Raw genomic sequence first — 20,126 nt, 5'->3', positions numbered from 1 at the left:
GCATAGTAAGCTCTTTACATTTTGAGATAGGGAATTTAATGTGAATTTTTATTGGTGGATACAAAAATGCTTACAATAAATAAAAAAATTGCATTTATGATCAATAAACTACTAAAGGCAAGCCCAGCAAAACCTCCAGCAAATCCATCTCCTACTTTTTCACCAATTACGTGTAAAGCGGTGAAGAAAACAATGGGGGAAGAAAGAATGAAAATACCACTAGCTATTTTCCATATTCGTGGATATTTCTTTGCTATAATGAAAATCAGTATATTAAAAGAAATAAGAAGAAAAATAAACCCAATTAATGAATTCATCATATCCTCCTTTCAATATAAGTCTGAATTTTCATGTATTAATTTCGGGTGGAATATTATAAAATATAATTATATTTTATGGAAAGCGAGTGATATATTATGACAGTCAGCTCTTTCGAATTTTTATTAAAAATAAAGGTACAGGAAGATTAATTGAATGAAAATCTTCCGTACGTAAAAAACGGAGGAGAAAATAAATGTTTAGTTTTTATAGTACACTTTGCACGGAACTGTATGATTACACAAAGCCTGTCGGTTATTCTTTAAATGGTGATATTGAGTATTACGAAGAACGTTTAAAAAATTGCACCGGAAGAATTCTCGAAGCGGCAGTTGGATCAGGGCGTGTTATCATACCACTTCTTGAGGCTGGTTTTACAGTTGATGGGATTGACTATTCGCCTGAAATGCTAGAATCGTGCCGCATACGATGTGAAGAAAGAAGCTTACATCCTCATTTATATGAAGGAAGCTTACAACAATTTTCACTGCCACATAAATATGAGGCAATTATCATTCCAACTGGATCTTTTTGTTTAATTGAAAATCGAACGGATTCTATAAACGCATTGAAATGTTTTTATGAACATCTTAATCCAGGCGGGCGATTAATCGTAGATATTATGCTTCCGCATGACTGGAAGACTGGGGAAATTCATACATCGACTTTTTCTTTGCCGAGCGGAGACGGAATTACATTAGAAAATAAATCAATTGAAATAGATTGGCTGAACCAAGTTACTCTATCCTATTTAAAATATGAAAAATGGAGTAAAGGACAGTTAGTACAAACAGAACTACAACGCTTCGCGCTGCGCTGGTATGGAATAGAAGAGTTTAAACTTCTGTTAGAAAGTATAGGTTTCTCCAACATTACTTGCTCCGCTGAATATGTTTATGAAAAAGAACCGTCAAATGCAAATCAAATGTTTACTTTTGAAGCTGTGCGAAACAAAAAATAAAGAACTATGTATGAAAACAAGGGAGTCGATATTATATCGATTCCCTTGTTTTAGTTGTGAGGTTATCATAAATGCATTGTCCAAGCATTCTTCTACTAATTACATATACTATTTATGTTAAAGTCAGTCATTATTTTAAATAGGGCTGTTATTTTATTATAAATGATATTTTAGTGAAGGGAGAGGAATCAAATTGGAAAATGAAGAACAAGGTAGAATTGAAGATCAAGTGTATTCAAACCGGGTAGTAAGATCAGAATTTGATGCGAATTGGGAAACATGTATTTCAAAAAGTGGTTATGTAATTTATGTAGCAACGAGTAATAATGCTGAAGTAATAGTACTTCTGGCTGATGGTTCAAGTAAATTATTAATTTTTGAAAAAGGTGGAAAAGTAGCAGTAGGTGGCGGTGGAACAAGTCATTACAGTAAGCCGCATATTGTAAGAAATATATAAGGTAGAACATATTAATTGAGAAGAAGCTGGAAGACGGTTAGTCATTTAGAATGACTAACCGTTTTTATTTAAATCATTTTAAAAGAACTTGATTTGTTATAAATACTTTTAGATGACCAGAGAAATTAGGAGGGAATTGTACGGGTAAGAGTTTAAGAAATAATGTAGGTTTGGAAGTACCATATTAGTGACATAGAAAAAGCATTTCCTATTTCGGGAAATGCTTTTTCTATGTTATAGTATAATAGTGTTTTAAAACGATGTTATTTTAATATACTTCAAATTTTGTTGTGTATTATTTTTATATTAAATTAGAGGTGTAAGTATTTTTTTATATAAGGAGTCATAAATAGAGAAATGAAAAATATAGACTTTATACTAGAAAGTGACGAGGCATTAAAACCGTCTGAGCGATTAGTACTATTATTATTAGAGAAGCATAGAATGTTATATACGAACGATCTATTAGCATTATCTAATTTATCATATAAAACATTAACGGATTCATTAACGGCGCTAGTTTTAAAATCATATGTGTTAAAGGAAACGGGTAAGGGAAGAAGACAGAATTGTTATAGATTGGTATGATAAGACTTCTGAATTTAGAGAGTTTATAATAAGTTTTTTCAAATGTAATGAGAAATATTGTTTTTATTTTCAAATGAAAAACGTACTACAATGCGTGCTTTAATATTCGGATTTCATTTTTGTTAATGATAATTCTATTAGTGTTAAAAATAGAAAAATATAATACACTGCATAAAAAAGAAATGAAAAAACAATCCGTTTTAAAAAATGGATTGTTTTTTTATTGGAATAATATTATTTGATATGTTGAGAGTATGAATGATTATTCTACTTCACTTGTATACTTTTCAGGTAATAATTCCATTACGTTAGATTTTACAAGTTTACCATTATAAGAAAGTATAATATTCGTATTTTTTCCATAATCACTTATCAATTCTCGACACATACCACACGGAGCAACAACCCAACATTTTTCTATATCTTCATGAGGCTGTGGGTGAGCAACAGCTACAATGGTATCAAATTCATGATCGCCTTCTGAAATAGATTTTCCAATCGCCATAGCTTCACCACACACTGTTATTCTTCCAAGATTCGCTTCAACATAATTATTTTATTTTAACGGAAAATTTTAATATTTAAAATAAAAGATATGAATTAGTCTGATAATATTATTATGTAAACTTCTATTTTAACAGGAAAATAGCATAATCAATAGAACATATAGAAGAGTATGCTTAAATATTTGAAAGATAGGAGATTATTATGGGAATTTTACAATTAATAGTACAAGCTGTTATAAGTGGTAATAAGGAAGAAGTGGTGGGGTTTATAAAAACGAATCCAAGTGCTGTTAACGAATTTAGTGACGATGGCTGGACTCTCCTTCATTTAGCGTGTTATTTTGGACAAAAAGAGATAGCAAGTTTTCTTTTAGAAAGTGGAGCAGATATACATAATAGAGCAAAAAACGAAAATGAAAATACACCTTTGCAAGCTGCCATCGCGAATAAGCAAAGTGAACTTGTTGCTTTCTTAATTGAAAAAGGGTCGGATGTAAATGTTATACAAAGTGGTGGTTGGACAGGATTACATGAAGCAGCATTATTAGGAAGTGAAGAAATAGTTATGCTACTTCTTGAAAATGGAGCTAATAAAGCGATTAAGAAAAATGATGGAAAAACAGCGTATGATATTGCGTTAGAAAAAGGATATGATCAGCTTTTACATCATTTAAAACCGGAAGTGAACGTATGATAAATAAATGGAGCGTAGGCATATTTTTATTTAATGATGTAGAAGTGTTAGATTTTGCAGGACCATTTGAAGTTTTTTCTGTAACCGAAGCGGATAAAGAAAAACCATTTACTGTTTATACAGTTAGCCAAAATGGAGAAATGATTACAGCAAGAAACGGATTAAAGGTACAGCCGGATTATAGTATTGAAGATTTACCACCAGTTGATATTTTAATCATTCCAGGTGGTAAAGGCGTTAGGGAAAATGAAGTGAAAAATGAAACTATAATAAATTGGGTTCGACAGCAAATGAAAGAAGTAAAGCTAATGACTTCAGTTTGTACTGGAGCGCTATTACTCGCGAAAGCTGGTTTACTGGAAGGGTTACAAGCAACAACGCATTGGGCTAGTATTCAAACTTTCAAAAAAGATTTTCCCCGTGTAGAAGTAATGGAGAATGTAAAATTTGTAGATGAAGGACACATTATAACATCGGCAGGTATTTCAGCAGGTATAAACATGTCATTTCATATTGTGAAAAATTTGTTAGGTGTGGAGGTTGCTGAGGAAACAGCAAAAAGTATGGAATATGATATTGATTTACAAAATTAAAAAAGCCCGATTTGGGCTTTTTTATATTGAATGTATATAGGTAATTGCCTTTAGAGTTGATCTATGGTCCAACTTCTAATTCTGGATCAGTAATTCCAGTTTTATCGAATGTACGAAAATGCATCTTTTTTCTCCTTGAATTATGTGAAACCGAGGAGAAATTTCGTATGTAAAAAAACTCTTCTACAATAGTAGAAAAAGAATAACAGGAACTACTATTTTATGGCAGCATACATAAAAAAATTTAATGTAAATATGGAAATGTCGTCGAATGTTATCTTTAATTGGTTAATTTGTGAGATATTTTTGTGAAGGAGCTTATTTTATAAGAATAGAATTACAGTTAGTAAGAGATCATGCCGATGGTAGTGAAAATATATGTGTTAGGGGGATTTCATAATGAGGAAACTCAAGCGAATAAATGTTCCTAATATACAAGAACAACTATCACAGTCTAATGAGAACCGGGCAGTTAATAAGAAAAAACTAAGGCGATTTATATTCATGTTTATATTTATTGCGGCGGCTACTTTGTACGTTCAATTTATTTTAACGAAACAACAAGAAATAATCGTAGAAAAAAAGGATACAATAACGAATCAAAAAAAGCAATTGGTTTCTTTAAAGAAAGATAAGACATCTTTAAAGACTAACATAGAAAATTTAACAGATGATGAGGAAGAAATTTTAAAATTTGCGAGAAAAGAATATCAATTTTCTAAGTCAAATGAAACTATATTTGTGTTGCCGAAGTAGTGTCATAGAACAGTTAGCGATTGCTAGCTGTTTTTTCATGTATGGATGGCATGGTACAAGAAACAATCACATATTGTAAAAATGAAGAGTTTGAATTGTTTTCATAATTATGGAATATATACCGAAATAAATGTTGTTAAAATTCTGTCAATTGTATTATAATACAAGGTAAGCGGATACATTTCTTAATCAACGTTGAGTTTATCGCTCATACGACTATTAAGAAAACCGTTATCCCGTATTAGAAAGGAAGATAGCTGTGTACGCTTCAAATACAATTTATGTCGTAGGGGATGCGAAAGCACCTCAAAATAATCCTATTACCGAAAAGTTCAAAAGTTATTTTGTAGCATTTGTACTTGTTAAGGAAACAGGGGAAATTGTAGATGCAGATTGCTCAGCGACAATTGCATTAACATCAAAATTTGTTAAATATTTGTTTCTACATAAAAATATTAATGATCCACTATTGGTAACAGAAATAAAAAATAGATATTTTGGTTCGTCTCAAAAAGCACTCCTTGTAGCATTAAAAGATGCGCAGAAAAAATATAATCAAATCGCTGCTTTGTCTACCCATTCCTAGACGAAATCCAGCCGTAAGAATCTTCTTATGGCTGGATTTTTTTATTTCACATTAACCTTTTACATGAAAAGTAAGTGAAAGAGGAGATTTATTACTCCAAAAAAATTGGGAATTAAGGTTCCACTTTGTCAGAGAACGAAAGGATGAACAATATGAAAATTACCGATGTAAAAGTAAATCGTAGACGTGTTAATCTTCATACACCGTTTAAAACGGCGCTTCGTACCGTAACGGAAATAGAAAGTATAGATGTATATATTCATACAGATGAAGGAATTGTTGGCAAGGGTGCTGCAGCCGCAACACCAGTTATTACGGGTGATTTTGCTAATGGGATTGAAGCAGCAATTTTAGGGCCGATGCGTTCCTGTTTAATTGGTCAAGATATCATTCAGTTTCAACAGTTACTACAGCACATTCAAATGAGTTGTATTGGAAACCCAAGTGCGAAAGCGGCAGTAGATATCGCTTTATATGATGTGTATTGTCAATATCAAAACGTTCCACTTTACGCATTATTAGGCGGGAAGAAAGAAATTCACACAGACATTACGGTGAGTGTAGATGAGCCTTTCGTTATGGCAAAAGAGGCAAAGCATCATGTAGAAAAAGGATTTCAAACTTTAAAAATTAAAGTGGGGAAATCTGCTCATTTAGATTTAGAACGTATTGAAGCGATTCGAAATAGTGTACCCAAAAATACGACGTTACGATTAGATGCAAATCAAGGGTGGAATCCAAAAGAAGCGGTTACGATTATTAAAGAGATGGAAAATCGTAATTTAAATATCGAATTTATTGAACAACCTGTTCATGCGAAAGATTGGGATGGGTTAAAGTACGTCAGAGATCATGTACAAACGCCTATTATGGCAGATGAAAGTATATTTTCAGCAAGTGATGCATTGAAAATTGTTCAAGGAGGATATGCAGACTTAATCAATATTAAATTAATGAAATGTGGTGGCATACGTGAAGCGTGGCGTATTGCAGATATCGCTGAAACAGCGGGTGTAAAATGTATGGTCGGTAGTATGATGGAATCTTCCACTTCCGTTAGCGCTGTAGCCCATTTAGCTGCGGCACATCCTAATATTCATTACTTCGATCTAGATGCACCACTTTGGTTAATGGAAGAACCGGAAGGAATGACTTATTCAGGGTCAAAGGTAAACCTTCAATCGACAGTGAATAGTAAATCTTAGGAGAAGAGACTAGTAAACTATCTTTTAAGGGGGATATGTATGAAAAGAGTAGTAGGAACTGCATTTTTAACAACTTTATTTATATTTTCATCGTTTGCATCAACACATGCTGAAGAGAAGAAGGATAGTAAAGCATTTATCGATGTATCTGCGGCAACACTTTGGACTGCACCTGATTCATTACGGCCAATTGATGCACCGAGTGCTACAAATCCAGTTGATTTGTGGAAGTGGACGAAATCAATGACGCTTGATGAAAAGCTTTGGTTAACAAATGCAAATAAATTAGAAACGCAAGCGTTATTAGGTCAAGAAGTAACGGTTGTAGATAAAAAAGGAGACTGGGTGAAAGTGCTAGTCCATGGTCAGCCAACACCACGAAATGAAGAAGGTTATCCAGGTTGGATGCCTGAAAAACAGTTAACATATAATCAAGAATTTGCAGATAAAACAAACGAACCTTTCGTTTTAGTAACGAAACCGACAGCCATTTTATATATAAATCCTTCTGAAAAACATAAATCGCTTGAAGTGAGCTATAATACGCGACTGCCACTACTTAGTGAAGATACAATTTCATACCGTGTGTTGTTACCAAATGGGCAAAAAGCTTGGCTACGAAAAAATGATGGAACGGTTTATCGCTCTCAAAATGATATTCCAACCCCGGTGGCTGATGATTTAATAAACACAGGGAAAATGTTTTTAGGATTACCATATATATGGGCTGGTACAAGTGGTTTTGGATTTGATTGCTCTGGATTTACACATACAATTTATAAATCGCACGGTATTACTATTCCGCGAGATTCTGGTCCGCAATCGAGAAATGGAGTTGCGGTTGATAAAGAAAACTTACAAAAAGGAGATTTAATTTTCTTCGCACATGATCAAGGAAAAGGTAGTGTTCACCATGTTGCTATGTATATTGGTGATGGAAATATGATTCACTCACCGAGAGCTGAAAGATCGGTAGAGATTATACCGCTAAATACACCAGGATATATAGAAGAATACGCTGGTGCTCGTCGTTACTTACCTTAAAAAATAAAGGGGGTTTTCAAATGAAAAAAGTTGTTCGTTACTCATTAGTTAGTACACTCTTAGTTTCTTCATTTTTAGTTGGCTGCGCAAAAGAAAAAACAACAACAAAGCCGAAAGATGAGAAGAAAGTATTACAGTTACTAGAAACGGGTGAAATTCCGTCGTTACATTCAGGGAAAGTAACAGATGCGGTATCGTTTAACGTTTTGAATAACGTAATGGAAGGATTATTCCGTTTATCAAAAAATGATGAACTGATTGAAGCTGGAGCACAAAAATATGAAGTGAGTCAAGATGGAAAAACTTATACATTCCACTTGCGTGATGCGAAATGGTCTAATGGAGATCCAGTAACAGCACAAGATTACGTATACGCTTGGAAGCAGCTTATTAATCCGGATACAGCTTCCCAATATGCTTACATTGCGTACGATGTAAAAAATGCGGAGAAAATAAATAAGAAACAACTAGGGCTAGAGGAATTAGGAGTGAAAGCAAAGGATGATAAAACGTTCGTAGTAGAGTTAGAACATCCTGTACCGTATTTTACGAAACTACTTATTTTACCATCTTTCTATCCAATTAATGAAAAATATGCGAAAGAACAAGGTGATAAATACGGATTAGAAGCAAATAAAGCGGTATATAATGGGCCATTTACATTATCTGATTGGAAGCATGAAGCGAGTTTTACAATGAAGAAAAACGATAAGTATTGGGATAAAAAAGAAGTGAAGCTTGATGAAGTAAATTATCAAATCGTTAAAGAAATTTCAACCGCGGTAAATTTATATGAAACAGATAAAGTTGATAGAGCTGTCATTTCAACAGAATTCGTAGATAAATATAAAAATAATAAAGAACTAAAACAGTATACAGATCCGGTTATGTACTTCTTCCGATTCAATGAAAATGTACCGATTCTTAAAAATAAAAATGCAAGGCTCGCGCTAAGTACAGTGTTTGATAAGAAAGGGCTTGCAACTTCATTTTTAAATGATGGTTCGGTTGCTGCAAACTATTACGTGCCAAAAGGATTTTTAAAAGGTCCAGATAAAAAAGACTTTAGAAGTACGGCTGGTGAGTTTAATAAGACAGATGTAAAACAGGCGAAAGAATATTGGGAAAAGGCGAAGCTAGAAACAGGTACAAATGAAGTGACGCTTGAGTTATTAAACTATGACTTAGAAAACTTCAAAAAAGTAGGAGAATACATTAAAGAAGAGCTAGAGAAAAACTTACCAGGCTTAAAAGTAAATGTAAAATTACAACCACATACGCAAAAACTGGCGTTAGAGAAGAAGAAAGAATATGAAATGTCATTATCACGTTGGTTACCGGATTATCCAGATCCAATGACTTATTTAGAAGTATTCCTTTCTGGAAGCAGTGTAAACAATACAGAATATGCAAATCCGGAATATGACGCGTTAATTAAGAAGATTAAAACAGAATTAGGTAATGATGAAAAAGCTCGTTGGAAAGCAATGCAAGATGCGGAAAAAATGCTGCTAGATGATGCAGTAATAGCACCGGTATTCCAGCGCGGATTATCATACTTACAAAAACCATATGTGAAAGATTTGTATGTACATCAATTCGGTCCGGCAACAAGTTTAAAATGGGCAGATGTACAAAAATAAAAGTATGGAAAAACAGACTTCACATGTGTGATAGTCTGTTTTTCTTATTTAAAGTTAGAAAAATAGTACGTGGTATAATTTACTAGTCTATATAAAACGTTTGGATGGGAATGATATTTATGTTGGAAGAAAAGGAAGTAATATGTACAAATAGATTGTTCATGAGGAGACCAACTATAGAATATGTTGATCAATTTTATAACATATTAAAGAAAGAAGCTGTTGGCAAATGGCTTGCTAAATCAAGAGGAATGTCAAAAGAAGAAGCAAATAATTATATCAGGAAGCTTATATTACATTGGGAACAGTATAATTTTGGTGTATGGCTGTTATTCAATAGTGAAACAGGAAAGCTTTTAGGACATTGTGGTTTAAGAAAAGTGGATGAAACTGATGAAATAGAGATTATGTATCTACTTGATCCGGAGTATTGGGGAAATGGATATGCGTCAGAAGCAGCAGGGGCTTCTATTCAATATGCAAAAGAGACGATGGATGTAAAAAGAATAATTGCTAGGGTGAAAATAGCAAATGACAATTCGAAAAATCTTTTACGAAAGTTAGGTTTTACATATACTCATGATGTTGATTATAGTAGACGTACCTTATCTTATTTTGAATTTAATATAGCTCCTGATGAATTATAGACATTTTATATGTTTTTTCATGTCTTAATAATAAAATTATTAGTAAAATTCCAGTGTGAAATTTATGTAGAATCTTGTATAATTAACGTGTTTCTATGGAAACATTTTCTTGTGATATTTCTATAGGATTGAATAGAACAAGGAAAGAAATACATACATGTATATAATAGATAAATAGAATGGAACATGTATAGAGAAAAAGGAGAGAAATGATGGCGTGTCAAAAACAAGGGTTACAATTTAATAGCAATAGAAAGAGGAAGAGACGATGAAAATGAAGCATGCTTTTGGTCCGATAATTTTAGCGTGTGTGCTTTTTTTCATTATCATACTCATTCCATCAAAAAGTTTAGTATCACTTATTAGTGATAAGAAGGTAGAAGATGCGGCAACTTCCTTACAAAAAGAAAAATTACAAAGTGTTTTCTTACAGCAAAAAATGTTAGAGAATTCGCAGTATTTACCGATGTATGGTTCATCTGAATTTTTACGAATGGATGCATATCACCCGTCTAATTACTTTAAAGTAAATCCGGCAGGTTTTACACCATATTTAATGGGGATTGGCGGTACGCAAAGTTTAGCTCATATATTAAATATGACGTCTACAATGGATGAATTAGAAGGTAAAAAAGTAGTCTTTGCTTTATCACCACAATGGTTTACAAAGACTGGTGTATCACAAGGGGATTTTACTAACAATTTCTCCAAACAACAAGCATATCATTTTATTTTTAATGATGAGATAAGTGTTGAAATGAAGAAGCAAATTGCGAAACGACTATTAGACTATAAAGTTGTTCAAAAAGATGATATATTAAAAAATTCATTAGAAGGTATTGTATATAATGATACGAAACATAACGTAAAAGCAGGTTTAGTTAAACCACTCGCTTATATGCATCGTAATATTTTAGATCATAGAGATTTATTTAACTCCTTATTTAAGATTGAACCGATGAAAGAAAAAACAAATATGGGATTACGTTCAATTTCTTGGGTAGATGCACGTAAACATGCAGAAGAAGAAGGGAAATTGGAATCTACTACAAACACATTCGGAATTGAAAATCCGTATTACTATAAACATAATTTAAAGAAAAAATTAAAAGGGTTAAAAAACTTTAGAGCAAATGAATCGTATGAAGAATCACCTGAATATGATGACTTACAAATTGTTTTAAATATTTTTAAAGAGAAAAATGTCAAGCCACTCTTTATTTCTGTACCTGTAAACGGACCGTGGTATGATTACGCTGGTTTCCCTAAAGAGCGCCGTGAAGTATATTATAAAAAAGTTCGGGAACAAGTTGAGAATGCAGGATACCCAGTAGTTGATTTCTCTGGCCATGAATATGATAAATATTTCTTAAAAGATACAATTCATTTAGGTTGGAAAGGCTGGATTTATTTTGATGAAGCAGTGCAAAACTTTTATACTGAAAAATAAGAGTGGAGAAAAAGGAACGGCTATAAGCTGTTCCTTTTTTAGTATAGAGTATTTTGATGTGGGCAATTCGGGAAGGCATGTATATCTTGAATTTGTCTAAAATCATAATGCTTCATTGCGAACTGCGCTTGATAAAGGTATTCATACACATATAATTGACCATCATGTGCTGAACATAATACACCAGAAGTTCCTTGGCCGTTCATGAAGGAAATGCCGATAGGGCGTCCGATTAAGTATTGTATTTTTTGTTGCCAATGCATAGGGGAATCACTCCTTTTTGAGATAATATACGAAATCAATGAGTGAAAGGTTGCTTATCCATTTAAATGTTAAACTGAAGGACTTTCTTGTCATTTTTAAAGATTAGTCAATTTTAATAAATAAAAACCGCTAACATTCGTAATGAATTTTTAGCGGTTTTTTTATTTTAGGCAAGATTTTTACGTTTTTTTGTCCATTTTTTAATGACGAAGTATAAAAGAATAAGTATGACGCCGCCAATTGCGAACAATTTCACATACGGTCCAGCAACATCGTTAATATTCTCCCAATTCTCACCTAGTTTTTCACCTAAATAAATGAAAATGATAGACCAAGGGATGATTGCGAGTGCTGTTAATGTAGTGAAACGTAGGAATGACATTTTTGTAATACCAGCAGGAATTGAAATTGCATGGCGTACTACCGGAATAAAGCGTGCTGTAAAAATTACGCCAGTTCCGTAACGGTTAAACCAATCTTCAGCTGCATCTATTTGTTTTTTATGAATGAAAATATATTTTCCATATCGTTCTAATATAGGACGTCCACCGTATCGTCCAAGCCAATAAATAAAGATTTGGGCAATAACACCACCAATTGTCCCAAATATAACTGCGCCTACAAATGAGATACTACCGTTGAATACTAAGTAACCTGCATAAGCAAGGACGATTTCACTTGGAATAATCTCAATCATAAGTCCAAGCATAATGCCCCAATAACCTAACCCTTCAAAAAACGTTAATACTGAGTGAATAAAACTACTTAACATTGTTGCACCTTCTAATTTATGGATTTTTGAATATATGCCCCTTTATTTAACAATATAAAAGGTTCACCATATGTAGATTATACCTTATTTGTATAGGGGATTGCTATTTCAATTCTTTTATGTCTCTATAGTAAAGCATATAAGCTCCGTTTTCATGAAGAAAAAATGAAAAGATTATTAAGAATTTCTCATATATAAATGATAATGTAATGGGCTTTTTATTTACAAAGTGAGAAGAGTAATGTATGCAAAATAAGAATCCAATTTATGGACTATTTTATATTTGGGATAGAGATATGATTCGGTTGATAAAAACAAAAGTATTTCAAAGGTTGGCTTATAGGTTCAAAAATATAAAAATAATTCAAGGAGAATAAAAACATAAATATTCTCTTATCACCTAGACAGGTACTTCACTTTCAAATAACGAATTATAATGTTAATAAAATTTTTATAGAAAATTAACATGATGAAGGTGAAAATATGAAAAAAGCATTATTAGAAAAGGCCTCATATCTACATAAAGAAGAAGTAGAACAATTAAATAAAGCTATATTAGTTTCCGAGAAAGCACATGAAGGACAATTCCGTGTTTCCGGTGAGCCGTATATTACTCATCCATTTGCAGTTACAGAAATTTTGTTAGATTGTAAGGCAGATATTATAACTTTAGTTGCAGCATTACTACATGATGTGGTGGAGGATACAGATTATACAATTGACTATATACGTGATATATTCGGTAAAAAAGTTGCAGATATTGTAGAAGGATTAACTAAAATTGATAAAAAACAAATCCCTAATAAAGAAGAGTATGAAGCAATAAATTTAAAGAAGTTATTATTAGCTACGCAAGGAGATATACGAGTAGCTATTATAAAAGTGATAGATCGTCTACATAACATGAGAACTTTACAGGTGAAAGCTGTAAAGAAACAAGTTCCTTATGCAAATGAAACACTCAAAATTTTCGCTCCGATTTGTAAAAGACTAGGGCTATTACATATCCAACACGAGTTAGAAGATTTAGGTTTTTATTATCTTAACCATTCTAAATATAAGGGAATGAAAATTCTTTTACAAAATTATGTTAAGTTATTAGAGGGTTTGTCTCAAAATATCATGCAAGATATAAATAATTTTCTAAATCCATCTTTAATATTTGAAGTTAACTATGAATTAAGCCCTATTTATACAGCTTATTCTCGTCTCCAAGATATTCAGGACATTACAGCAGTGTCAAAAATAATTATCACGGCCTCAAATAATTTAGACTGTTATAAAATATTAGGAGTTATACATCAACTATACCAACCAATTCCATATCAATTTGAAGATAATATAGCAATTGAAAGTGATGTATTAAACAAATACTTAAAGACTAAAGTGGTGATCAATAACCATGAAATAGTGATATGTATTGAAACAAAAATAAATCAGGAGATACGAGATAAAGGAGTATTTCATGTACTTACAAAAAGTATAACTGAAAAGGAGATGCAAAATATAATTCATAAATTGATGGATCATTTTATTAAGACAAATGATCTAGTAACTCAAGATGCGATTGAATTTTATGATTTAGTATCATATGAACTATTCCAAGATAATATTGTTGCATTTACTCCTAAGTTAGATTCCGTGAACTTACCGCAAGGTGCTACTGTAATTGATTTTGCTTTCGCATTAAATCCTGAGATTGCTAAGTATATGTCAGGTGCTAAAGTTAATGGTATAAATAAATCGATAATAACGAATGTTTCACATCTAGATATAGTTGAACTTTTGGTAACTGAAAACATTAGTAATGTGAGACAGGGTTGGTTAAGTTTTGCTAATAGCTCAAGAGCTCAAATCGAAATTTATAAAGAGTTACAAAGATGAAGGAATTAAATTTATCCCGCTTTAATGGGCAGTAAGACCCCCACCTCAAAATGCAGCGAAAGCAAAGAATTTAGGTGGGGGGATCAACTGTCCATAAAAGTCCGATTGGTGAGGGCTAATAATCAGTGGGGGATGAAGAAAACCCCCACTGATTAAAGTTTCACTTTATCGAGAAAACTTGTTCGAAATATAATAGAATGAAATGATCATTTTTGAATCAATAATAGGCGATTATGGTTTTTTATAATTAATATCTAGAGAAACAAGCATCAACCTGTTCTAAGTATGTAACAGGTTGATGCTTGTTTTCGTTATAAAAAAATAGAAGCATTTCTGCTCCTATTTTTTAAGGCTTCACATCTAAATTTTGTAAAAATAAAGTTGCTGTTACGTAACGTTTTGCTAACATTTGTACATAAGCGGTATGGACAGATAATGTGGCAATAATAATCGCGTTACGAATCGCTTCACGTTGCTCGTTATTAATTTGATCGAACTTACTTGCGATTTTATCAGCTTTTTCTTTTACGATGTTTTCAATTGTATGAACTGTATCTGTTGCATTTAGTTGTAAGCAGTTCCCTTGATTGAGTTCTTCAAATAGAGAAGAGTATGCTCCATATAAATGAACAGGATTGATTAAGTCATCACTCCGATCGGCTGGGTCATTTACGATAAGGCGTAATAGCTTACGAATGGATTCAAAATCAAGTGCTGTTTTTAAATCTTCGACAATGAATAGTAAGGCAGCTTGTTCAATTGAATATTTTTTCCCTTTTTGAGGAGAGCCAATCATTTCTTTAATATCTCGTTTTACCCAGTTTTGCATGGCTGTGACTGAGAAACTTGTATTTTCAATTTGATTTCCAAGCGCAACGATTTCATTTAATGAAAAACCGACGTCTGTATCGTCAATTTTAATCAGTTTTTCAAAAATAGGTGAAAGTGCGGTAGTAATAAAAGCAGTTACGCTTTGTCCGCTTTCAATATCTTTTTTATGTGACTTTGCCCACGCTTCTTGTAAAATACCGAGAGGCTTTTTCGTATTCCATCCTCTTAATGATAGAAGAAGGGTAGCCATTTCGTTTCGTGTGAGATGAAATGTTTCCATCTTTTCACCTCCAAAAATAATAAAAAGTTCTTATGAACCTATAATATGTTTTGTTTCATTTAAAGTCAATTCTGTTTTGCTTAATTTTTCCTTTGTCACCAAACTATCGTAAGTAAATAATGCTTGCATATTTCGACAAAAGTTCATATAATAAGTTCATAAGAACCTTTAAAATGTTTTTAAAAACAAATCTATCATTCTGAATTTACTAGAAAGGTAGATTTCACATATATCTATATAAAAGGAGAATGGATATAATATGTTGAAAAAACTTGTAGCAGTCATGACGGCATTCATGGTTATCTTTGGAGCTAGTAGCTTCATGTTTGTAGATCACGCAGCAGCGAAGAGTTACAAATCTGGTAAAAAATCATACACACCAAGTTCTGGTCAAAAGTCAAAAGTTGATTTGAACAAAAAAGATAATAACGTGAATTCACAAAAAACAACAACAGATTCAAAAACAAAAGCAACAAACACAGCACCAAAAAGTAATAAAGGAAGCTTTATGAAAGGTTTATTACTAGGTGGTCTTGGTGGTTTACTAATGGGTAGCTTATTTGCAAATATGGGAGCTCTTGGTTCTGTATTAGCGTTTATGGTAAATATGTTAGTAATGGCTGGTATCGTAATGTTAGCAGTTCGTGCATTTAAATACTTCAAAGATCAACGTAAGAAAAAGGAAGATGAAGTAGCATGGAAACAATAAAAATTTCTGAACAAGAACTTATCAATGCACTTTGCGTATATATTGCTGAAAAAAGACAAGTCGGTCCAGAAGAAGTTCTAGTTGAACTAATGTATGACGATGACTACGGTTTCTCTGCTGAAGTAGAGGTAAATGGTCGCAAACAAATTTTAATTCAAGCGAACTTAATCGAAGCATTACGCTTATTGCTTGACAGAGAATATAATGTCAATTCATTCGCAGCAAGATTACAACTTGAATTAGACGATGAAGAAGGCATTTACGCATTAGCGAAATTTAATAACTCAGAAGAGTAGAAAAAAGAGCTGTTGAGAGTAATCTCAACAGCTCTTTTTAGTATGTGCATATGCCAGGGAATAATCACGCCAAATTTCATTCATTTTTCGTCTACCAACATCAATCATCGGATTAAATTGAATGGCAGCTTGTTGTCGTACGGTATGTACATGTTGCATCGCCTGTTGCAAGTGTTGTTCAACCGAATGAGATTTTGCATTTGCTTGTTGTACAATTGAATATCCAGCAACAGTTCCTTGTGCCATTGCGATTTTCCCGCTTTCAATACCAGTTATATTACCGGCAACAAATAAACCGGGAAGAGGGGTTTCCATCGCTTCGGAATGAAGAGGAACATGCCCACCTAATTCCGGAATGTAACGGAAAGGACAACCAGCTACAGCTGCTAACTCAGCAAGAGGGTATAAGCCGCCGGCAATACAAACGAAGTCTGCCTCATATATTTGTTCCGATCCAGTTAAGATGTTTCCTTTCGTATCAATATTAGCAACGCGTACACCTTCAACTTGATCTGTACCGATAATTTCAAGAGCTGCTTTTCGAAGGTGAAGGGGTGTACCATTTATTTTCATACCGCTATTTGGATAGAAGTTTAATCCAGCTTGTTTCGCCCAATTATATTTCATCAATCGACTACCTATACGTAATAAAGGTGATGGAGCAAGGTGAGCAGCATGTAATAGAGAGTTTAAAACTTCTTCTGGTTCACCAGCTCTTTGACTTAATTCACTTTTTTCAGGAAGTACGATATGTTCCACTTTAATTCCCGCTAATTGTAATTCATTTAAAATAGCGAATGACAAAATGTTAGCACCAATAATTACTCCTTTTCGCCCAACTTGAACGCGATGTACATTTGTCATTACTTGGGCTGCCCCGATTGACATAACTCCTGGAAGTGTCCAACCAGGAAGGGGAATAGAGTACTCAGCAGCACCAGTAGCAAGTAAAACGAACGGTGCTTCTAACGTACCGATATTTGTATGTACGTACCAAGAACTTTCATCTTTATCTAAATTATAGACGGAAACACCACATCGAATATCAATTGAAAGTGATTTTGCTTCTTCGTGAAGGCGTTTTGACTCTTCTATACCATTCCACCATTCTCCAGTAGGTTCTTGATGTAATTGTCCGAGCAACCTTCCGCCAGGCTTCATAAATTCATCAATAACAAGTACATTTAGTCCAAAACGAGCACAAGAGATGGAGGCTGATAAACCTGCTGGTCCAGCTCCGATAATGATGACATCGTTCATCGCTTTTTCACCATCTCTCTGACGATATTGGGATGCTGTTTGCCGCTATCAACTACCATATCTTTTTCAACAACAGTTAAGCATGCTCGTACGTTCGTTTGATTGTCTACTGTGACGCGGCATTCAGAACAATGTCCAATATTACAGTAAATACCTCGTGGCGTTCCACTATCTTCATGCACTCTTAAAGTTCTTATTCCGTTTGCAAGTAAAGCAGCCGCAATCGTTTCATGTTCATATGCTTCATATTGTTGTCCGTTAAATTGGAAAGTGATGCGCTTACTACTATTTAAACTCCCTAAAATAGGATGATGTGTAATTCTATTCATTGATTTTCACCTACCGCTCCAAAGGTAACTGCTCGCACAGGTGGTTGATATTTTAATGGGATTTCATTAGTAGTTACGTCAGGGTTTGCACTTTCAATCATTCGATCTATCATCATTCTACATGTGCGGCCACCGCAAAATCCCATGCCAGCACGTGTTCTTAGTTTTAATTCTCTTGCCGAGCATTTATATTCAGCAATTGTCGATTGAAGTTGACCGTATGTAACTTCTTCACATCGACAAACAATCAAGTGATCTTTATTCGTCATATGAATTCCTCCTCTAGTTCGGTTTGCACAAATTATCATGCAAAAACTATGCCAATATAAAGGAGGAAATGGTTATTGTAACCCAAGTTTTTTTAAACGATTATATAAAGTAGCCCTCGTAACACCAAGCTGTTTCGCGCATTCTAATTTATTCCCATTCAAAATACGTAATGCTCTCTCGATTACTTTTTTCTCATGTTCATCCATCTCTTCTTGTAAAGAGAGGATTGTATGATTGTTGCTGAGTAATAGGGAATGAGTCATATGATTGTCTAACGTTTCAGTTGTATGAAATGGTAAATATTCTTGTTTTATAATACCGTCAGTCGCAAATACGACAAGTCTTTCAACAACGTTACGAAGCTCGCGAATATTACCTGGCCAATTGTAATGAAGCAGTTCATGCATAATGCTTGAAGGTAAGTCACGGATTGGTCTGTTGTAGTTGATTGAAAAATCGTTTAAGAAAGAGTAGGTTAATTCAATAATATCTTCGCGTCTCTCGCGCAGCGGTGGAATATGCAAGCTAACTACATTTAGGCGGTAGTATAAATCTTCTCGGAATGTGCCTTTTCTCATTTCTTCTTGTAAATCACGGTTTGTAGCAGCGATAATACGGAAGTCAATATTAATCTCTTTCTCGCCACCAACTCGGTAATATTTTCGTTCTTGTAGTACACGCAAAAGCTTTACTTGCATATCAAGCGGCATTTCTCCTATTTCATCAAGGAATAATGTACCGCCCTGTGCGAGCTCTATTTTTCCTTTTTTCCCTTTACTATTTGCACCAGAAAACGCCCCGCGTTCATACCCGAATAATTCACTTTCAAATAACGCTTCTGGAATGGCGCCGCAGTTAATTGAAATGAAAGGTGCCTTAGCTGCCTCACTAGCTTCATGTATCGCCTTTGCAAAAACTTCTTTTCCAACTCCACTTTCTCCAAGTATTAAAACAGTTGATTTCACTGAACAAACCTTTCTAGCTAATTGTATTGTTCTTTGTATAACAGGGCTCTTTCCATTCATTGCAAGGAAAGGATCTGATTCATCTTTATATTTTGCGACTTCTTGTTCTAATCGGTGCATTTCATGTGACATATTGAATAGTTTTTCGTTTAAAGCAACTTGATTTGTAACATCAGTTTCTGAAACGACAGCCCCTATAATTTCATCGTTACAATACACTGGGTTTGAATTTATTAATACGAACAAATCTGGGCGAGGCTGATGGAACTGAGCGATTATGCTTTTTCCGTCATGTAATGATTGCAAAATTTCCAAATCTTTATAGTCAAAAAATCGAGTGATAGGTTGTCCAATAATTTCATTATGATTGACTGAAAAAATCTTTTCAGCGCCATCTGTCCAAGTACGAACATGTTCTTTCTCATCGATGACTGTAACGGAAGAATCAGTTGTTTGTATTACGGCGTTATAAAAAGATTGCAGTTCATTGTACGACTTAACAAGAAACGGAATGATTTGCTGAGTCGTTATACAGCATAGCGGCTCTTTATTTTCGTTCATTATGATAACGACTATTTCATTGGAAAACGCGTCAATTAAAGCGGTGAATGAGTCATCTTCATATATTACTGCGCAGTTATATTCTTCTGTAGTAGAAGGGCGGTAATAATACTTTTCGTGAACTTGCTGGGTATGTTGCAAGCTGTATGTATGATCAATTGATAAAGTTTTTAGAAATTCTTTTATTGTGGGAAATGAGAATGCCATATTGTCCTCCTGTTATGTATAAAAATTTTGACAGTGATAAAAAAATAATA

General features: G+C 33.6%; 23 protein-coding genes and 1 pseudogene. 15 read left to right on the top strand and 9 right to left on the bottom strand.

Features of this window, described 5'->3' with window-relative positions; all coding sequences use genetic code 11:
- Positions 1-35: 35 nt before the first annotated feature.
- Positions 36-320, bottom strand: coding sequence for a hypothetical protein (locus MR115_RS02685; RefSeq protein ID WP_304657877.1), 285 nt, complete (start codon positions 318-320; stop codon positions 36-38).
- A 194-nt stretch (positions 321-514) separates the two neighbouring features.
- Between MR115_RS02685 and MR115_RS02680 the strand changes: the two genes are divergently transcribed.
- The 3 genes from MR115_RS02680 to MR115_RS02670 all read left to right on the top strand — a co-directional run bounded on the left by MR115_RS02680 (position 515) and on the right by MR115_RS02670 (position 2,324).
- Positions 515-1,279 carry a class I SAM-dependent methyltransferase gene (locus tag MR115_RS02680; protein WP_242239744.1) on the top strand — a complete coding sequence of 255 codons (765 nt, stop codon included), beginning with the start codon at positions 515-517 and terminating at the stop codon, positions 1,277-1,279.
- Positions 1,280-1,472: 193 nt separating this feature from the next.
- Positions 1,473-1,736 (top strand): hypothetical protein, encoded by a 264-nt coding sequence (locus MR115_RS02675; protein WP_097863467.1) that lies wholly within the window; start codon positions 1,473-1,475, stop codon positions 1,734-1,736.
- Positions 1,737-2,093: 357 nt separating this feature from the next.
- A complete protein-coding gene (locus MR115_RS02670; protein WP_000789031.1) occupies positions 2,094-2,324 on the top strand; it encodes a hypothetical protein in 231 nt (76 codons plus the stop codon).
- A gap of 262 nt (positions 2,325-2,586) precedes the next feature.
- Here the strand turns inward: MR115_RS02670 and MR115_RS02665 are convergent.
- Positions 2,587-2,874: pseudogene (locus MR115_RS02665) on the bottom strand (cytidine deaminase); the annotation flags it as partial.
- A 158-nt stretch (positions 2,875-3,032) separates the two neighbouring features.
- Between MR115_RS02665 and MR115_RS02660 the strand changes: the two are divergent.
- The 9 genes from MR115_RS02660 (at position 3,033) to dltD (ending at position 11,448) form a co-directional block, all read left to right on the top strand.
- Entirely contained in the window at positions 3,033-3,524 is a 492-nt protein-coding gene (locus MR115_RS02660; protein ID WP_242239743.1) for an ankyrin repeat domain-containing protein, read from the top strand.
- Positions 3,521-4,117 carry a DJ-1/PfpI family protein gene (locus MR115_RS02655; RefSeq protein WP_242239742.1) on the top strand — a complete coding sequence of 199 codons (597 nt, stop codon included), beginning with the start codon at positions 3,521-3,523 and terminating at the stop codon, positions 4,115-4,117. The genes MR115_RS02660 and MR115_RS02655 overlap by 4 nt, the downstream gene beginning before the upstream one ends.
- 399 nt (positions 4,118-4,516) lie before the next feature.
- Complete coding sequence (locus tag MR115_RS02650) at positions 4,517-4,873, top strand: FtsB family cell division protein (RefSeq protein ID WP_097818102.1); 357 nt, start codon at positions 4,517-4,519, stop codon at positions 4,871-4,873.
- 259 nt (positions 4,874-5,132) lie between these two features.
- The gene (locus MR115_RS02645; RefSeq protein ID WP_242239741.1) at positions 5,133-5,459 is read left to right on the top strand and encodes a DUF3870 domain-containing protein; all 327 of its coding nucleotides are present in this window, start codon (positions 5,133-5,135) and stop codon (positions 5,457-5,459) included.
- Positions 5,460-5,602: 143 nt separating this feature from the next.
- A complete protein-coding gene (locus MR115_RS02640; RefSeq protein ID WP_242239740.1) occupies positions 5,603-6,664 on the top strand; it encodes a dipeptide epimerase in 1,062 nt (353 codons plus the stop codon).
- A 39-nt stretch (positions 6,665-6,703) separates the two neighbouring features.
- Positions 6,704-7,708, top strand: coding sequence for a C40 family peptidase (locus tag MR115_RS02635; protein WP_242239739.1), 1,005 nt, complete (start codon positions 6,704-6,706; stop codon positions 7,706-7,708).
- Between the two features lie 20 nt (positions 7,709-7,728).
- Complete coding sequence (locus MR115_RS02630) at positions 7,729-9,351, top strand: peptide ABC transporter substrate-binding protein (RefSeq protein ID WP_242239738.1); 1,623 nt, start codon at positions 7,729-7,731, stop codon at positions 9,349-9,351.
- A gap of 119 nt (positions 9,352-9,470) precedes the next feature.
- Complete coding sequence (locus MR115_RS02625) at positions 9,471-9,998, top strand: GNAT family N-acetyltransferase (RefSeq protein WP_242239737.1); 528 nt, start codon at positions 9,471-9,473, stop codon at positions 9,996-9,998.
- Between the two features lie 268 nt (positions 9,999-10,266).
- Positions 10,267-11,448, top strand: coding sequence for a D-alanyl-lipoteichoic acid biosynthesis protein DltD (dltD, locus tag MR115_RS02620; RefSeq protein ID WP_242239736.1), 1,182 nt, complete (start codon positions 10,267-10,269; stop codon positions 11,446-11,448).
- 38 nt (positions 11,449-11,486) lie between these two features.
- Here the strand turns inward: dltD and MR115_RS02615 are convergent, their stop codons facing one another.
- Both MR115_RS02615 and uptA read right to left on the bottom strand, forming a co-directional pair.
- Positions 11,487-11,711 (bottom strand): hypothetical protein, encoded by a 225-nt coding sequence (locus MR115_RS02615; RefSeq protein ID WP_061679707.1) that lies wholly within the window; start codon positions 11,709-11,711, stop codon positions 11,487-11,489.
- Between the two features lie 167 nt (positions 11,712-11,878).
- The gene (gene uptA, locus MR115_RS02610) at positions 11,879-12,484 is read right to left on the bottom strand and encodes an undecaprenyl phosphate transporter UptA (protein ID WP_242239735.1); all 606 of its coding nucleotides are present in this window, start codon (positions 12,482-12,484) and stop codon (positions 11,879-11,881) included.
- A gap of 483 nt (positions 12,485-12,967) precedes the next feature.
- Here uptA and MR115_RS02605 point away from each other — a divergent pair, with 483 nt between their 5' ends.
- Positions 12,968-14,368 (top strand): HD domain-containing protein, encoded by a 1,401-nt coding sequence (locus MR115_RS02605; protein ID WP_242239734.1) that lies wholly within the window; start codon positions 12,968-12,970, stop codon positions 14,366-14,368.
- A 346-nt stretch (positions 14,369-14,714) separates the two neighbouring features.
- Here the strand turns inward: MR115_RS02605 and MR115_RS02600 are convergent, their stop codons facing one another.
- Positions 14,715-15,479: a DUF1836 domain-containing protein gene (locus MR115_RS02600; RefSeq protein ID WP_000447227.1), complete on the bottom strand. Its 765-nt coding sequence runs from the start codon at positions 15,477-15,479 to the stop codon at positions 14,715-14,717.
- Between the two features lie 259 nt (positions 15,480-15,738).
- Here MR115_RS02600 and MR115_RS02595 point away from each other — a divergent pair, with 259 nt between their 5' ends.
- On the top strand, positions 15,739-16,188 hold the full coding sequence (locus tag MR115_RS02595) for a hypothetical protein (RefSeq protein ID WP_063259931.1): 450 nt from the start codon (positions 15,739-15,741) through the stop codon (positions 16,186-16,188).
- On the top strand, positions 16,176-16,484 hold the full coding sequence (locus tag MR115_RS02590) for a YxcD family protein (protein ID WP_061679711.1): 309 nt from the start codon (positions 16,176-16,178) through the stop codon (positions 16,482-16,484). Before MR115_RS02595 ends, MR115_RS02590 begins: the two co-directional genes overlap by 13 nt.
- 24 nt (positions 16,485-16,508) lie before the next feature.
- On the opposite strand, the gene MR115_RS02585 is transcribed toward MR115_RS02590, so the two are convergent.
- The 4 genes from MR115_RS02585 to MR115_RS02570 all read right to left on the bottom strand — a co-directional run bounded on the left by MR115_RS02585 (position 16,509) and on the right by MR115_RS02570 (position 20,076).
- Positions 16,509-17,744, bottom strand: a complete 1,236-nt coding sequence (locus MR115_RS02585) for an NAD(P)/FAD-dependent oxidoreductase (RefSeq protein ID WP_242239733.1) — start codon at positions 17,742-17,744, stop codon at positions 16,509-16,511.
- A complete protein-coding gene (locus MR115_RS02580; RefSeq protein ID WP_132132472.1) occupies positions 17,741-18,073 on the bottom strand; it encodes a (2Fe-2S)-binding protein in 333 nt (110 codons plus the stop codon). The genes MR115_RS02585 and MR115_RS02580 overlap by 4 nt, the downstream gene beginning before the upstream one ends.
- Positions 18,070-18,342, bottom strand: coding sequence for a (2Fe-2S)-binding protein (locus MR115_RS02575; RefSeq protein ID WP_048525929.1), 273 nt, complete (start codon positions 18,340-18,342; stop codon positions 18,070-18,072). Before MR115_RS02575 ends, MR115_RS02580 begins: the two co-directional genes overlap by 4 nt.
- Before the next feature lie 72 nt (positions 18,343-18,414).
- On the bottom strand, positions 18,415-20,076 hold the full coding sequence (locus tag MR115_RS02570; protein WP_242239732.1) for a sigma-54 interaction domain-containing protein: 1,662 nt from the start codon (positions 20,074-20,076) through the stop codon (positions 18,415-18,417).
- Positions 20,077-20,126 lie beyond the last annotated feature (50 nt).

This window comes from Bacillus cereus group sp. BfR-BA-01309 (assembly GCF_022664315.1).
Lineage (GTDB): Bacteria > Bacillota > Bacilli > Bacillales > Bacillaceae_G > Bacillus_A > Bacillus_A mobilis.
The sequence above is the reverse complement of the archived record's forward strand: the minus strand, read 5'-3'. Positions and strand labels throughout refer to the sequence as shown.

Coding starts and splice junctions, on each gene's coding strand:
- MR115_RS02685 (WP_304657877.1), bottom strand. CDS start 320: ATGATGAATTCATTAATTGGGTTTATTTTTCTTCTTATTTCTTTTAAT.
- MR115_RS02680 (WP_242239744.1), top strand. CDS start 515: ATGTTTAGTTTTTATAGTACACTTTGCACGGAACTGTATGATTACACA.
- MR115_RS02670 (WP_000789031.1), top strand. CDS start 2,094: ATGAAAAATATAGACTTTATACTAGAAAGTGACGAGGCATTAAAACCG.
- MR115_RS02660 (WP_242239743.1), top strand. CDS start 3,033: ATGGGAATTTTACAATTAATAGTACAAGCTGTTATAAGTGGTAATAAG.
- MR115_RS02655 (WP_242239742.1), top strand. CDS start 3,521: ATGATAAATAAATGGAGCGTAGGCATATTTTTATTTAATGATGTAGAA.
- MR115_RS02650 (WP_097818102.1), top strand. CDS start 4,517: ATGAGGAAACTCAAGCGAATAAATGTTCCTAATATACAAGAACAACTA.
- MR115_RS02640 (WP_242239740.1), top strand. CDS start 5,603: ATGAACAATATGAAAATTACCGATGTAAAAGTAAATCGTAGACGTGTT.
- MR115_RS02635 (WP_242239739.1), top strand. CDS start 6,704: ATGAAAAGAGTAGTAGGAACTGCATTTTTAACAACTTTATTTATATTT.
- MR115_RS02630 (WP_242239738.1), top strand. CDS start 7,729: ATGAAAAAAGTTGTTCGTTACTCATTAGTTAGTACACTCTTAGTTTCT.
- MR115_RS02625 (WP_242239737.1), top strand. CDS start 9,471: ATGTTGGAAGAAAAGGAAGTAATATGTACAAATAGATTGTTCATGAGG.
- dltD (WP_242239736.1), top strand. CDS start 10,267: ATGAAAATGAAGCATGCTTTTGGTCCGATAATTTTAGCGTGTGTGCTT.
- MR115_RS02615 (WP_061679707.1), bottom strand. CDS start 11,711: ATGCATTGGCAACAAAAAATACAATACTTAATCGGACGCCCTATCGGC.
- uptA (WP_242239735.1), bottom strand. CDS start 12,484: ATGTTAAGTAGTTTTATTCACTCAGTATTAACGTTTTTTGAAGGGTTA.
- MR115_RS02605 (WP_242239734.1), top strand. CDS start 12,968: ATGAAAAAAGCATTATTAGAAAAGGCCTCATATCTACATAAAGAAGAA.
- MR115_RS02600 (WP_000447227.1), bottom strand. CDS start 15,479: ATGGAAACATTTCATCTCACACGAAACGAAATGGCTACCCTTCTTCTA.
- MR115_RS02595 (WP_063259931.1), top strand. CDS start 15,739: ATGTTGAAAAAACTTGTAGCAGTCATGACGGCATTCATGGTTATCTTT.
- MR115_RS02590 (WP_061679711.1), top strand. CDS start 16,176: ATGGAAACAATAAAAATTTCTGAACAAGAACTTATCAATGCACTTTGC.
- MR115_RS02585 (WP_242239733.1), bottom strand. CDS start 17,744: ATGAACGATGTCATCATTATCGGAGCTGGACCAGCAGGTTTATCAGCC.
- MR115_RS02580 (WP_132132472.1), bottom strand. CDS start 18,073: ATGAATAGAATTACACATCATCCTATTTTAGGGAGTTTAAATAGTAGT.
- MR115_RS02575 (WP_048525929.1), bottom strand. CDS start 18,342: ATGACGAATAAAGATCACTTGATTGTTTGTCGATGTGAAGAAGTTACA.
- MR115_RS02570 (WP_242239732.1), bottom strand. CDS start 20,076: ATGGCATTCTCATTTCCCACAATAAAAGAATTTCTAAAAACTTTATCA.